The sequence below is a fragment of the bacterium genome (genome assembly GCA_030247525.1).
Classification (GTDB): domain Bacteria; phylum Electryoneota; class JAOADG01; order JAOADG01; family JAOADG01; genus JAOTSC01.
In genome coordinates, this window is record JAOTSC010000010.1 from 25458 (window position 1) to 39259 (window position 13802).

At 48.7% G+C, this 13802-nt stretch carries 15 protein-coding genes and 1 tRNA gene; 4 read left to right on the forward strand and 12 right to left on the reverse strand.

Translation table 11 applies throughout. The features are described 5' to 3' along the window. Window position 1: 1 nt before the first annotated feature. The 6 genes from OEM52_02005 to OEM52_02030 form a co-directional block, all read right to left on the reverse strand. On the reverse strand, window positions 2-448 hold the full coding sequence (locus OEM52_02005; protein ID MDK9698912.1) for a VanZ family protein: 447 nt from the start codon (window positions 446-448) through the stop codon (window positions 2-4). Then, complete coding sequence (locus OEM52_02010; protein MDK9698913.1) at window positions 445-2055, reverse strand: NAD(P)H-hydrate dehydratase; 1611 nt, start codon at window positions 2053-2055, stop codon at window positions 445-447. The genes OEM52_02005 and OEM52_02010 overlap by 4 nt, the downstream gene beginning before the upstream one ends. An 89-nt stretch (window positions 2056-2144) precedes the next feature. After that, complete coding sequence (locus OEM52_02015; protein MDK9698914.1) at window positions 2145-2552, reverse strand: holo-ACP synthase; 408 nt, start codon at window positions 2550-2552, stop codon at window positions 2145-2147. 11 nt (window positions 2553-2563) lie between these two features. Beyond that, the gene (locus OEM52_02020; protein MDK9698915.1) at window positions 2564-3283 is read right to left on the reverse strand and encodes an HAD-IA family hydrolase; all 720 of its coding nucleotides are present in this window, start codon (window positions 3281-3283) and stop codon (window positions 2564-2566) included. A gap of 3 nt (window positions 3284-3286) precedes the next feature. Further along, complete coding sequence (locus OEM52_02025) at window positions 3287-4105, reverse strand: MBL fold metallo-hydrolase (GenBank protein MDK9698916.1); 819 nt, start codon at window positions 4103-4105, stop codon at window positions 3287-3289. Between the two features lie 148 nt (window positions 4106-4253). Further along, window positions 4254-4961: a sensor histidine kinase gene (locus tag OEM52_02030; GenBank protein MDK9698917.1), complete on the reverse strand. Its 708-nt coding sequence runs from the start codon at window positions 4959-4961 to the stop codon at window positions 4254-4256. A gap of 217 nt (window positions 4962-5178) precedes the next feature. Here OEM52_02030 and OEM52_02035 point away from each other — a divergent pair, with 217 nt between their 5' ends. The 3 genes from OEM52_02035 to OEM52_02045 all read left to right on the forward strand — a co-directional run bounded on the left by OEM52_02035 (window position 5179) and on the right by OEM52_02045 (window position 7771). Then, window positions 5179-5877, forward strand: coding sequence for a DUF4412 domain-containing protein (locus OEM52_02035; GenBank protein MDK9698918.1), 699 nt, complete (start codon window positions 5179-5181; stop codon window positions 5875-5877). Between the two features lie 126 nt (window positions 5878-6003). Continuing rightward, a complete protein-coding gene (locus OEM52_02040) occupies window positions 6004-7134 on the forward strand; it encodes an aminopeptidase (protein MDK9698919.1) in 1131 nt (376 codons plus the stop codon). Between the two features lie 563 nt (window positions 7135-7697). After that, a tRNA-Met gene (locus tag OEM52_02045) sits at window positions 7698-7771 on the forward strand. A gap of 1664 nt (window positions 7772-9435) precedes the next feature. Here OEM52_02045 and OEM52_02050 read toward each other — a convergent pair. The 6 genes from OEM52_02050 to OEM52_02075 form a co-directional block, all read right to left on the reverse strand. After that, window positions 9436-9753, reverse strand: a complete 318-nt coding sequence (locus OEM52_02050) for a hypothetical protein (protein MDK9698920.1) — start codon at window positions 9751-9753, stop codon at window positions 9436-9438. Between the two features lie 19 nt (window positions 9754-9772). Then, window positions 9773-10186 carry a hypothetical protein gene (locus OEM52_02055; GenBank protein ID MDK9698921.1) on the reverse strand — a complete coding sequence of 138 codons (414 nt, stop codon included), beginning with the start codon at window positions 10184-10186 and terminating at the stop codon, window positions 9773-9775. Continuing rightward, window positions 10183-10497, reverse strand: a complete 315-nt coding sequence (locus OEM52_02060) for a hypothetical protein (GenBank protein ID MDK9698922.1) — start codon at window positions 10495-10497, stop codon at window positions 10183-10185. Before OEM52_02060 ends, OEM52_02055 begins: the two co-directional genes overlap by 4 nt. Then, a complete protein-coding gene (locus OEM52_02065; GenBank protein ID MDK9698923.1) occupies window positions 10494-10808 on the reverse strand; it encodes a hypothetical protein in 315 nt (104 codons plus the stop codon). The genes OEM52_02060 and OEM52_02065 overlap by 4 nt, the downstream gene beginning before the upstream one ends. An 83-nt stretch (window positions 10809-10891) precedes the next feature. Continuing rightward, window positions 10892-11740, reverse strand: a complete 849-nt coding sequence (locus OEM52_02070; GenBank protein MDK9698924.1) for a hypothetical protein — start codon at window positions 11738-11740, stop codon at window positions 10892-10894. Between the two features lie 817 nt (window positions 11741-12557). Continuing rightward, window positions 12558-13088: a hypothetical protein gene (locus OEM52_02075; protein MDK9698925.1), complete on the reverse strand. Its 531-nt coding sequence runs from the start codon at window positions 13086-13088 to the stop codon at window positions 12558-12560. 159 nt (window positions 13089-13247) lie between these two features. On the opposite strand from OEM52_02075, the gene OEM52_02080 reads away from it, so the two are divergent. After that, a partial coding sequence (locus OEM52_02080; protein MDK9698926.1) for a Dam family site-specific DNA-(adenine-N6)-methyltransferase occupies window positions 13248-13802 on the forward strand: 555 nt, incomplete at its 3' end.

Sequence of the window (13802 nt, forward strand, 5' to 3'; positions counted from 1 at the left end):
GTTATTGTTGGAGAAATTTTCGACTGACTTTCGTTGGACCACTATGCCAGCGATCCCACAAATAATATAATCCCGCTCCGATCGCACCACCGGTGATATCCGCATACCAGTCAAATACACTGGAGTATCGACCCGGCACAAAGTGTTGATGCACTTCATCGGCAAAACCAAACACGCCAACGAAGAGTAAACAAATCGTTAGCCGCAACCGCCACCCGTAAAAGATCGCTCCCATTGCACCAAATCCGAGCGGTATGTAAATCGAAAGGTGTATCAATTTATCATGCGAGAGCAAGCTTAATTTGGGAAATGAGCGTCCCGGTATCTGCGACGCCGCGGTTAACAGCAAAGCCCATACTATCGTAAACAAAAGCCAACCCCGATGAAACAGGCGTTCGGGTTCGATTTCGGATTTTTCGCGATCCAGTGAACGATATCTCGTACTCACGTCACCTCGGCGAGAACTTGCGGCAATCCGTCGAGAATTGCTTGCGCATAAAATGCGGAAACGGAACCACCGGCATCCACCCAATGATCGGCGACTCTCCCATGCATCCATACTGCAGCAAAGGCAGCGGTGAAGGGATCATATTCTTTTTGTAACGTCATGCGGGCAAGCAATGCGCCAATCATGCCCGCCAGTACATCGCCACTGCCACCGGTTGCCAGCGCGGCGTTTCCGGTCGAATTAATCGCGATTCTGCCATCAGGCGATGCAATGATTGTCGGCGCTCCTTTTAATACTAATACGACTCGATTGGTTTGCGCGAAGTGGCGTGCCGCTTCCACCCGGTTTGCAACAAACTCATTTATCCGCATTCCGGTAAGATTAGCGAATTCGTTGGTGTGTGGTGTGAGAATTCGTACCCCGCCGGGACGCGGCATTACTCCCGTTTCATTGGCCGTCTCCGCCAATGCAAACAACGCGTCAGCATCAACCACCATTGGTTGTTCGACATTTTCATACACCAACCGTACCAGCGTCGTCACACCTACGTCACGTCCCATGCCGGGACCAATGACCCACGCATGCGACCAATCGCTCCAATGCGGTAATGCCGCAACCGCTTCTTCACTCAATCGCCCGTTGCGATCCGGTAATGCGACGGTCATTGCTTCCAGTAATTTAGACGCAACCACTGCCTCGGCTGTTTCCGGCGTACCCACCACGACCAATCCAGCGCCGGTGCGAACGGCGGCATTCGCCGTTAACGAAATTGCGCCGGTCAATCCCATCGAACCGCCTAACACAAATAATTTTCCGCGAGTTCCTTTGTGAGCATCGGGTGCAATCGTCGGCAATGCCAATTGTACATCACTCAGCTCCGGCGCGTGGGCTGTTGCTAATTCGTGCAAAATCTCGGTTGGTAATCCAATGTCGTGGGTAAGAAGTTCGCCGCGAAGGGTTTTCCCCGGTTCGAGCAGATGCCCCAGTTTCGGAGCGGCAAAGGTTACGGTGACAGTTGCGCCGGCACAATCGCCCAACACTTCTCCGGTATCACCGGAAACACCACTCGGGATATCCACCGCAAGGATTGGTATTCCTTCTTTGCGTAGTCGCTTCATAAGATCGACAGCGAGCAGTGCCGGTTCGCGTAATACGCCCGACAATCCGGTTCCGAATATTGCATCAATTACCAAGTCGAACCGGATGTAGGATAAGGTATCGAGTTCCATTGGCTGTAACTCGTCGATATGCCCTTGGAACTTCATTCCTTTCATTTCCCGTAATCGCTCGAGCGGGTGTAGCATCGCCAACGCATCCCCGTCGATTTTTTCCCGGGGTCCGATGAGCCGCATCCACACTTCGGCACCGCGATTAAGCAAATGCCGGGCGGCAACAAAACCATCGCCGCCGTTGTTTCCAGTACCACATACGACGAGTAAACGTTTACCAGCAAGCGTCGCGGTTGCCGTACCGGCGATAATCCGACCGGCTTCATCGGCGATTGCCCGCCCTGCCGACTCCATTAGCGCGAGCGATGGAATGCCTAACCCCTCGATTCCACGGCGGTCGGCATTGCGCATTGCATCATTGGATAGTATCGGTATCATGTTTTTTCAAATGAAATTGTAATTGAAATCATACCAGGAAATACTACTTCTTTTTTTCGGATTTCCCAAAACGAAAGCAATGGGTCAAGCTACTTTTCTTCCGGCCAAAGGATTGCAAACGCGGTAGCGATTCCGCCATCGTGACTGATGCTGATATCGAATCGCCGGTTCGACCATTTGGGATTGAGGACTTTCGCTTCCGGCGCGCCGTCTTCGGTATGAGTGATTTCTACTTCCTGCCACGCCAAGCGCCCTTCGCCCATCAATCCTTTGCCGGTCGCCTTCCCAATCGCTTCCTTTGCCGCGTACATCCCTGCGACATGAACCGCGAACCGGGCGCGTTGCGTGCCAGTTTCCGAATGAAACCGCTTCTTCATCGCTTCCCGTTCGACCGTCGTGAAAATCCGTTCCATCCAGTAATCGCCCATATCAGTCTCGAGTAATTCGCGTACCCGGTCGACCGTACAGACATCGATACCTACGCCGCTTGTCGCCATACGACACTCTCCTATAACAAAATTTCTTGTTTCGGGGGAAGGATTTCCCGGTACGGTGTTCCTAATTGATCAACAATTGCAAGGAGCTGTTCCGGTTGGTCGATTTCAAAATCCGCACCCGCTTCGACGACTTCGTGGACATCGCCGTACCGAGCAAACACGGTTTTCACTCCCAGCGCTTGCGCGCCATGAACGTCGCGTTCCGGCCAATCCCCCACCATCAGCGTTTCGCCCGAACCGACCCCCAATCGGGTCATCGCTAATTGAAATGGAGCGGCATGCGGTTTCTGTTTCCCAGTATCCTCGAAGGCGACGACTGTATCGAAAAAGACCTCGATCCCGGCTTCCACCAAACGCAGCCATGCCTGTTTCCGCGGTGCATCGGATACAACGCCCAGTAGAACTCCCCGCTTTAACAGTCCAGCCAGTGTCACTCGAACACCGGGGTATGGTTCGAGATGGTTGTGCCAAGCTCGTTGGTACCCGCTGATCGCCGCCGCTAATAAACGGGGACTCGGAGTGGGAAATCCCTCGAGTAATCGATCGAATACTTCCTGATACTCAATGCCGTATTCGCGGTAGATCGCAAATATCCGACGTCGCAATACCTCCTCGTCGAGTGATAATCCCGCATCGCGCATTGCGACGATTGCCGCATCGACCCCGGCATTTTTCATCCGTAGAAAATCGACCAGCGTATTATCCAAGTCGAAGAGAATGGCTCGAATCACGATTTATCCCAGGGAAATCAGTTTTCCATCTTCGGGGATGGTAAGGTCGACGATGCTATCTGCCAACCGTTCTATTTGTGCTACGTAGCGTTCCCGCGAATGCGTCGGATTAAAATGGATCGGGATTAAATTTCCGGCGGCACATTGCAACGCAAATTCAGCAACTTCGGTATCGCAGCTATGGTGGAGAATCGCTTCCCGGTTTTCGTTACGATCCAGCTCAGCGACATCTGTGGGATCGTAGTACACCTCATGCAACAGCCAACGGACGCCGTTGCAAGGCTCCATCGCTCGCGCCAGCACCGAGGTATCGGAGATATAGGCGAGGGTCGAATCGAAGGCATATCCGACCGAGGTGTCGCTATGTTTCTGCGGCCAGACTGTTACCGGCATCCCGTCGACATCGTTTTCACCGAGGTGAAGTTCCTTAATTTCGGTGTGAAATGGGAGAAACGGGAACGGAGTGTGATAAAACGGCATCCGCAACATCATTTCGAGCGCTTCTCGCGGATTATAGTAACACAAAGTGCGATCCGGCGCGCAAATCACCAAGGTTTGTTCCGGCTTCAGGAAACGCGACAGGAAAGTAAATCCAATCGTATGGTCAAGATGATAATGGGAAAGAAAGAGGTAGATCTTTTCGGTTGCCTGCAGTTGTGCGAGGCAGTCACAATCGCCTAACCGCCGCAAGCCGCTGCCAGCATCGAGCAAAATCGTACGGTTGCCGCGCTGCCAGAGATATGCGCTGGTTTCGCGTTCCGCGGTCGCCATCCAACCGCCGGTACCTAAAGGCAACAGTGTCCCCGCACTGGAATACAACATAGCGCTCCCGATAAAACCACTCATTGGAAAAGGAAATACAGTTTCAATGGTACGAAATCGGGAACACGGTTACAATGGATGAAAAGAAAAGCGAATGTCGCCATTCGCTGTAACAATCCTAATAAACATAGCGATGTCATCACTTTAGTTAATTCCGCCACTCCAACACCGCTTGCGTCCCCCCCTCGATCGTAAAGGGAGTCACGAACGATAGTTTCCCTTCCATACGTTCGGTCAAACGATGCGTCAATACCAAACCGATACCGCTGCCAATTTCACCGCGCGCACCTGGTGAAGGAATCACTTCACGGGCATCGCCAATGCGTTCCGCTAAATCCTTTGGCATCCCCGGACCTTCGTCCGTTATCAGTATTGCAACATGAGTTTTCGTGATTCGGGAACCGACTCGCACGTTTTTTCCGGGCGGGGTGAATTTCACCGCATTGTATAACAGATTTCCTAAGATCGCTTCGCGCAGGATCGCGGGATCGACGTGATGCAGGGTACCCGACAAATCGTCGCGCAGGATACGTACCCCGGAAGTCGCGGCAAACAATTCAATCTCATCTACCGCAGCATTCACGATATCGGCGATGGCAACCGGTTCATTATGGGGGTACTCACCGAGTTGCATATAATTCCGAACAAATTGGATATACTTTGCCCCTTTACGGGCAAGTTCACGCAATTTCAGTTGATCGGTTTCAGTGATTTCGTTCTCATTGGTCAAGAACTGCATAGCATGAAACAAATTCGCAATGTCATGGGTAAAAGTCGCATAGAGTACATACTGATCGCGAAGCTTATGCCCGGCGACCGCTCGTTTATTGCGGGGATGTCCGTTAGAGGTTTTCATACTTAACTCTGTAAAGTTAACCGTAAACGTTTCTGATACCAAGTATTTACAAAGCGGTTCCTTGATTTGACACCGTAACATAAGATTAGTTTACTGATCGTACGATATTACGCCGGGTTGTACCTATGATATCGGCAGTTATTTGATATCCTAAATGCTCACTTTGCCGGTTTGCCTGAGATGTTCGTATTTTTTAATAGTTACCAAAGGACACCCAATGACCAAATATCTCTCCCGCACGCTGCTCTTCTGCGTTTTCCTTGCAGTCAGTGTGTATGCCGCCCCCGGTCTGTATGTCGAACAGACGACCGGAAGCAATGACAACACCCACATCGCAAAAATCTTTGCCGCTTCCGACCGCTTCCGTGCCGAGGAAGGGAGCACCATCACGATTGCCCGCAACGATCTGGGGGTAATCTGGATGTTCGACGAAACGGAGAAGAGTTATATCGAAATGCCGCAATCGATGTTAAAGGAACTTGCCGCTATGGGACAAGCCGCCTCCGGGGAAGCGGGCAAAGACCCGGGACTGCGGGGCGACGCCTATTACCGCACCGGTAAAACGAAGAAAATCGGCGAATGGGATTGTTACGAAGTCGCCCTCGATTTACAAAAACGCAGCGGGATGTTGGAAATCGTCGATGAGCAGTCGCTCTGGATTTCCACCAAAGCGTATCCCGGCGCGATTTCATACTTTGAATGGGTATTTCAGGCGTTGGGCGTCAGCCGCGACGATTTAAATAAAATGAAAACCGTTTTGGGGGAAGGCTTCCCCATCGAAACTCGGATGGTCGCTATGGGGAACACGACCGTAACCCGAGTCGTAAAATTGGAAAGCCGCGATCATCCGAATTCGTTATTCGAGCCGCTTACCGGTTACCGGAAAGATTCGTTCGAACAGATGCTCGGGAAGTAAGTTTTCCGGATCGGGATCGCTTTGTCATCTGCCGTACAGCGAATTCCCCACATTGATACGATTACTACTGGGATTGCTTCGGTGCTACGCACTCTCGCAATGACATCACAATAAAAAGGAAACAACATGAAAGACCACCGCAACGAAGTTCTCGCAAAACAATTGATCGACTATTCACTTGAAATTCAATCGGGTGAAACGCTGTATCTGGAAATCAAAGGGAAAGAAACGCTGGAACTGGGAAAGCAGATTATCCGTCTCGCCACCGAAAAGGGGGCGACGGTATTCTGGTACTATAACGACGAGTCGTTGCTCCGTCAATTCCTACGCTCAGCTCACCCGGTGCAGATGGAACGAATGGCGGAACTCCATCTCGAACTGATGAAGCAAGCCGATTGTTACATCGGGCTTCGCGGTTCCGACAATCCATTCGATCTTGCTGATGTTGATGGAAAACAGAAGGACGCATTCAATAAGTTGTTCTATCACCCGGTCCATCTCGAAGAACGGGTGAAGCGGACGCGCTGGGTCGTCTTGCGTTATCCGAATAATGCGATGGCGCAGCTTGCCGAAACATCACAGGAAAAATTCGAGGACTTCTATTTTGAAGTATGCTGCGCCGACTATGCGAAGATGTCGATTGCTGAAGATAAACTCAAAGCGTTAATGGATGCGACTGATAAAGTCCATCTCAAAGGACCCGGCACCGATTTGACATTTTCGATTAAGGACATTCCCGTCGTGAAATGCGACGGCGGACGCAACATCCCCGATGGCGAGGTGTACACCGCGCCGGTGCGCAATTCGTTGAACGGTGTCATCAAATACAATACCCCCTCGCTTTACGAAGGAACGGTCTTCACCGGTATCACCTTTACCTTTGAGAATGGGAAAATCGTTCATGCAACTGCAGACGGCAACGTGGAAAAGTTGAATCGCATTCTCGATACCGACGAAGGGGCGCGTTACATCGGCGAGTTTTCGTTGGGTGTTAATCCCTTCATTCTCCATCCGATGAAGGATACGCTTTTCGATGAGAAGATTGCCGGTTCGATTCACCTGACGCCGGGTCAATCCTATGATGAAGCGCCGAATGGCAACGCTTCGGCTATCCACTGGGATTTGGTGCTCGTGCAGCGTGCCGATTACGGCGGCGGTGAAATCTGGTTCGACGATAAATTGATTCGTAAGGATGGTATTTTTACCGATCCGGCATTGGAAGCCGCCTTCTCGAAAGAGAATCTCCGTGGCATTTGATGGGTGTGTGGCTGCGACATCCTGTCGCGGTTGGTGATTGGTGTAGGGGCGTATGGCATACGCCCCTTTTATGGTAGCCACCGGCGTCCCCGCCGGTAAAAAACGAAAAGGCGAATCTCGTATTCGCTAAAAAACAGGTCTGGAGACCCGTCCGTACCCCGACTATATAACTAATTTTCACATTACGCCCGTTGGACAGGAATGTCCAACGTACAGTTACACAACGGGCTAAGAAGCCCGTAGCCACTAGCAGCAGGGGCGAATGGCATACGCCTCTCTTTCTTCACCTATTGCTTGAGAACGACCAATCGAGTGGATGCGATCTGTGTCCCCGCTGTTAACTTGGCGAAGTATGTTCCCGACGAAAGCCGCTCGTTTGAAACCGACTCTCACGAGTTCGGCGAGAATATGACTTGAGAAAATCCGAGTCGCCGAAAGAGGTCAACGGTTCGAGTGCTCTTACAAAAAACATCACAGTCCTTCGATTTCCGATGATCTATTTACTCGATCCAAGTAAGGTCTTGTGTAGCAGGTGGAAAGCATATATATTGAGCGTTGCCTTCGGCGGGGTAGCTCAGTCGGTTAGAGCAGCGGAATCATAATCCGCGTGTCGGGGGTTCGAATCCCTCCCCCGCTACTCTCTGCACTCATGCATTTTTGCATGAGTGCTTCTTTTTTAGTGTATAGTTTTTCAATAACTTGCGTTGCTGTAGGAATCCTTCGAATAGCAAAGTGTACCACCTTTTTAGAGGGGTCAAAAACGATTTTTGAGACACACTTACGCATGATCGTTTTCTTCTCGTCGGGGGGTAACTCATGGTAGGTTTGTTCGAAGTTGTCGATGAAATTCCGAACCAGGTCTGCCGTTGAATGGACTTCAAGTTTCTTGTGACCATCATCGGCAATCGTTTGTAACTGCGCTTTCAAGTCCTTTTCGTCCTGAACCAGCTTCTCCAGATTGCTCATTAAGGCACCTAGAGCCGGGCTATCACCCGATCTACCAATGACACTGATAAGATTCTGTTGCTTCCTAGAATTCGCTTCCAGTGCCTTCTCAATGCTTTTTGCAGTTACCTCATCCAGCTTGGGGGCAAACTCCATCAGTTCCTGAAGCAATTCCTCTGTGCGTCCCGCAATCTTAGCGTCCTGAAGGGTTTCGGTTACTGCCTTAAGGGTAAATTGTTCAATAGCTCCTGATGCAATACTAATGTTCTGGCATACTCGCTTGTTGACGTGACCGCCACAAACATACTTGGTGTAGCGTTTCTCACCACGTCTTGTTGACCATCCTTGGAAGTTGAAACCACAATTACCACACTGGATCATTCCTGACAGGATGTACTCGCTTCTGATGACGTACTGGTTGGGTCTCTTTGCGTGTGACTTTTCAGTCACAGCTCTGGTGCATTTCCACAGTTCCTGATCAATTATGGCAGGATGTGCATTTTCCGTGATTACCCACTCGGAAGGATCATTCTTGAAGTGTGGTCGCTTGAAATTGGTCTTGAGTGGTTTGCCTTTCTGCTTGGCAATGATCTTACTCATACTCAAGCGGTTGTAAACACGCATTCCACAGTATGTGGGGTTATCCAGAATGGTTCGAACGGTGTTACCTGCCCACTTCTGATCTTTCGTCTTCCACCTACCTCGTTTGGGGCAAGCGACACCTCGCTTATTCAGAGCATCGGCGATCATTACGTAGGATTTGCCTTGTGACCGCATTTCAAAGATCTCACGGACAATCTCTATCTCGTGTGGATCACCAAGTTTCCAGAGTACTTTTTCGACTTTGTGAATGCTGGGTTCACCTTCCGCTAAAACTCGTTCTGTCTGGTTCTTAAGATGGATGGCTACTCGTTTGTAACCATAGGGCGCTGTTCCACCGTTACTGTAGGCTTCATTGTCCAGTGCGCCTCGTAGCGTGACTTCTGACAGCTTTTTGCTATACATGGAAGCCTGAATGCCTTCGAATGACTTCAGCATCGGTGCAAAGTCGTTGTTGGGGTCAATGGATGTCTTTACCAAGACAACATCGACTCCCCGGTTACGGAAGTGTACTCGCCAGTAGGTGTTCTCTTCTGGGTCAATCGCTCTGCCCCATCGAGATTCGTCGTAACAAATCACTGCTTTAAATGGGGGACTGGAATCGACTACTTGTCGCATTCGTTGAAATTCGGGTCGTTGTTCGAAAGTAGTACCTGACTTACCGAAGTCAACGTACCAATTCGTGATTTCATACCCATGAACGTTGGCGTACTCCAGAATGGCTTTACGCTGTTGCTCGGGACTAGGTGTATCCGATTACTTCACCGAATGCCATTGTCCCTCCAATACGCGATGCAGTTCTGCGCGTTCTTCGTTAGTCAGCACAATCGTGCGGTCGAATTGGTTTAGATCGCATGTTATTGGTTTCATCGCCAGCAGGTCGGCGAATTCGTTCACATACTTTCTTCCAAGACGATGCTGTTGCATACGCCATTTGTAGTCTGCGTGCCGGATACCGTAGACGTGTGGAAACCCAGGTATCTTCTGTTCCAATGGGATGTTTGGTTTGATCCGTTTGGCTTCGGATGGATACAAAAGTATCACATCGACACCACGGAATGTGGTTCGTTTCATTGTGCTTTCCTTTCTTTGATTACCAGACTTTGAAGTACAGTTCGGAATCATCTGTTGATCCGTAGAATTCAACCTGACCAGCGTCGAACAACTTCAATGCGGTATTGATCGATTGCAGCAAGTCGGTGTATTCGTCGGTAGTAGCATAATCCAGTTCGTCATCGACTGCGATCTGTGTCTGCAACCACATTGCAAACTTGCGAATACCTGACACCTTCCATCGCACAAATTCATCACCATCATCACCGTGTCTGTCGAACGTGATACCATCTGCATGTAGCATCAGCAGGTCGTAATGCAGAATGGCATTGAACGTCGAATCATAGACCATGATTTCCTGTGTGTCCCAGAAGCGAATATCTGTGCCAACTGGAAGTGTACTATCGTGCATGACAAGCGTTTCCGACAGTCGTAAATGGGCTGCACCACTCATACTATTACCCCTTTCTGAATTGCTACATCCGTGAATGTGATGTGATATTCCGATATGGATGTTATCCGGTCGGATCGGTATTCGGTTGCCAGAAAACGATGCAAACTGTCCACATCGGTGGCATAAACCGTCACGATTTCACCACCATCGAAGTCGATCACAAATGTCTTTCGCAGGTGGTATGGATACGCCCGGATTTCTGCCAGACTAAATGTCTTCTTGTTCAGGAAAACGGTCGTCAGGAATGGATCAACATTGTTGCGGATGTTGTCCAGATCTGCGGATGACCATAGTCGTATAGTGCTTTTCATCGTTCCCCCATGGCGGTTTGAATGATGTCGATTTCAGCATCCGTCAGTTCGATTAGACCAATACCGGAACCATCTACTTCCATTGGTAGCGGTTGTGCTGTCAGTAGAATTCCGTAACGGTTTACGATTACACTGCGTTCAATCGACCTTGGTAACGACCAGTCGTCGTCTGCATGACGAATGCCGTAAACCTGCGGATAGTTTGGCACAGCGCTGTTGGCATCATTCGGTGTATCGAAGACACCTAACTGACGTGCTTCGGTTGCAGGCATCACGATCACTGGGATGCTGCCTAGTTGTGTGTGTTTCATTTTTCTTCCTTTCGATTGGTAGAAACAAAAAAGCCGATGCGCTTTGCATCGGTCGGGCTGAATAAATAAGTGTGAATGGTACTTCAGCAGCAGATGTTGACATCCACTGATAGTATGCCTTTCTGGCACATCGGACATCGCGCTTTCAAGTAGGTATCACCATAGCGTGGATGTGATAGTTTAACTATACCAGAACGATTTGTACGCCCCGTAGTGGCAACAAAATCATTCAAGTCTAGTACATTACCACTACTGCTACGAGGCCTTCCAGACCAATTGTAGCCGCCATTCTGAGTGTCCCAACAGGCATCACATTCACTACAATAAATTGATGCGTTTGACAGTCCCATCAGGAATCCGTCAAGCACATCGTAACCGTCGATCTTGAAGAAACCGGGATATGAAAATCCCCACCTGGCATCGCATCCGACGTGAACCTGAAGTCCCAAGATGGCTTCCCTGAATTCGTTGGATGCACCAAACGGCTTCACGAAGTACAGTCCATAAACGATGTCATTATGCAGGTGGCATTGCCCGCCCATGTTGTAGGTGTAGCCGTATGCGTAGCAGTCAACTTCCAAGTCGGGATACTGTGTTGTGATGAAGTTGTTCATCGATTCGCAGTTGCCACTGAATGTCAGTTCCTGTTCGTCGCAAGCGGTCTGTAGCGGTTGGTGAATACCGGATACGAATGCTTCAATGTACTTCAGGGTGTTGACTTGATAGCTGGAATGGACGCTGGTGTCATGGGTACCACGGTTGTGGGTTATCCATTCATGTTTTAGCATCAGCGGTTGCTGGTCAAGTCCCAAGCGTGCGTTGTAGTCTGACGAATAACCGTATGCGCTGCCACTATCGATGATGTTGCGACCATGGGAAGTTGTAAACATTTTCAGCAGCAGTTTTCGTGCTGCCAGTTGTTCTGGTGTCATGATTGGTGTTTCCTTTCATTGATTGGATTGGCAAAAACAGAAACAGCCCCTACCGCTGGATGCGATACGGGCTGTGGTGTTTGAATATTCTACAGGCGACCCGGTGGGCTCTTAATAGCCGAAACCGAATGCCCAAGAATCACAAACCAGGTTACGACAAACGGGATGAAATGGACTGCTACGGGGAAAGCCATTCCTGCTATACTAAACTATCATTCTAACGCATATGCTTCAAGAGACGATCAAAGAGAGTGAGGTATTGATGAGTACCCCAACACCCACACCACTGTGATCGATCTCTTAATCTTTCTCTTTCTGATCTCATCTGTGGTAAGCGATACGGGAATACAAAAAATAGCGTTTGCAGTCGTTTGCTAGCTCTCGAATGAACTTCTCGACAACAATCAAGTTTCTTTCTCAATCGCATCAAAGTCACGCATTACAGATACAGTTGGATTCTTTGTGTCTGTACTAAGTATTATGGGTTTCATCTATTATAGTGGGCACTCTATAAACTAGTAAATACTACTGTTACAATGACCACTTAAAGTTGTCTTAGATTAGAATATTCGGAATATTTTGACATTAGACTAGGTTCTCAATCGAACACTCAATAACAATATGAGGATATTGGACGAATCTGATTGAACGAGACACTTATTCACAACTTTGATCGTGTTTGCATCACAAGTTTATTCTCGTTCTCTTTACCCAGAATAGTTCATAACACTTATCTTGATCGTCCTCTTATTCAAACAGCTCGTTACCTGCAAGCAGAGTTTGCATGCCAGAGAAAGTGGGTTGCACTAGCAAAGACTTACTGATGGTTTTTTGAAGGTGAACGCTTACGAATTACCTCAGCATTAACTATAGGTAAATGTTCTGTCGACTGTGGTTCAAAATCATCAACATCGGGAACTGGTACAATGACACCTTCATCGATGGGGACTTCACCATCGATGAAATTTACGAGATTAGTTAGCTCAATCTCATTATCCGGCAATAGTGGTTCAGGATTCTGCGAATCTGTCGGTGCCTTACTGTAAGCGTATGCTTGTGGCAAAGTTTCTGATGCATGAGAGTGTGTCGTCTTTCGAGCAAGATAATCTGTGTATTCCGCTTTGAAGTAGATAAGAGTCTTTGCCTTACGTCCATCTTGACTTTCGACTAACTTTATATTTAAAATTACACCTTCTGCACAAAGATTAGAGATGATTTGATAATTTTTGAGTACACTCACTTGATTCCCGTCTATACTTAAGCAATTTGAATCGGGAATTTGTCGAGCCGTTGAACCGAAGTAGTCCAAAATATCTCGTAGGGTTGCATCACTCTTTGGCAGTTGCACTGGCGTTCCTTTCCAGAGATTTAGACGAGTCTATCTTCAGGACGAGTTTGAGGCTTCAAAAACACGTTCTGTCGTTTCATTCTGTCACGATACTGAACTAATTTAGCAACTCGCACATGACCTTTGCAAGGACTCAAACAGATCAGATAAGGATTTAACCTGTTCGACAATCCAGTAACAAGCGTTCTACGCAAACCGTTTCTCAAGTGGGCTGGTGGAAAACAGCATCTTACTTCTACCATTCGCGAGTTCGTCCCAGATACTTATAATCACTATCTGGAACCGTTCGTCGGTGGTGGTGCTCTCTTCTTTGATCTGGCTCCACAACGTGCTGTCTTATCGGACAGTAACGATGAGTTGATGACAGTATTTCGAGTTGTTAGAGACGACGTAGAGAGATTGATTCGATCACTTTCACAGTTCAGGAATGAATCAACCTTCTACTACAGAGTACGGGCTCTCAACCCAAGTGTAATGTCACCATTGGAGCAGGCTGCTCGATTCATCTACCTGAACAAAACATGCTACAACGGTCTCTACCGTGTGAACAAGAAGGGGCAGTTCAATACTGCATTTGGTAGACACAAAGATCCAGTGATTTGCGACGAACGTTCACTACTGAATGCTCACTTGTCACTGCAGGGGATTCAAATCTTGTCAGGAGATTATCATGGGGTACTGCATGTAAATGCTGAACGAGATGATTTTGTTTTT

Coding starts and splice junctions, on each gene's coding strand:
- OEM52_02040 (MDK9698919.1), top strand. CDS start 6,004: ATGAAAGACCACCGCAACGAAGTTCTCGCAAAACAATTGATCGACTAT.
- OEM52_02070 (MDK9698924.1), bottom strand. CDS start 11,740: ATGACACCAGAACAACTGGCAGCACGAAAACTGCTGCTGAAAATGTTT.
- OEM52_02030 (MDK9698917.1), bottom strand. CDS start 4,961: ATGAAAACCTCTAACGGACATCCCCGCAATAAACGAGCGGTCGCCGGG.
- OEM52_02025 (MDK9698916.1), bottom strand. CDS start 4,105: ATGTTGTATTCCAGTGCGGGGACACTGTTGCCTTTAGGTACCGGCGGT.
- OEM52_02065 (MDK9698923.1), bottom strand. CDS start 10,808: ATGAAACACACACAACTAGGCAGCATCCCAGTGATCGTGATGCCTGCA.
- OEM52_02010 (MDK9698913.1), bottom strand. CDS start 2,055: ATGATACCGATACTATCCAATGATGCAATGCGCAATGCCGACCGCCGT.
- OEM52_02055 (MDK9698921.1), bottom strand. CDS start 10,186: ATGAGTGGTGCAGCCCATTTACGACTGTCGGAAACGCTTGTCATGCAC.
- OEM52_02060 (MDK9698922.1), bottom strand. CDS start 10,497: ATGAAAAGCACTATACGACTATGGTCATCCGCAGATCTGGACAACATC.
- OEM52_02035 (MDK9698918.1), top strand. CDS start 5,179: ATGACCAAATATCTCTCCCGCACGCTGCTCTTCTGCGTTTTCCTTGCA.
- OEM52_02050 (MDK9698920.1), bottom strand. CDS start 9,753: ATGAAACGAACCACATTCCGTGGTGTCGATGTGATACTTTTGTATCCA.
- OEM52_02015 (MDK9698914.1), bottom strand. CDS start 2,552: ATGGCGACAAGCGGCGTAGGTATCGATGTCTGTACGGTCGACCGGGTA.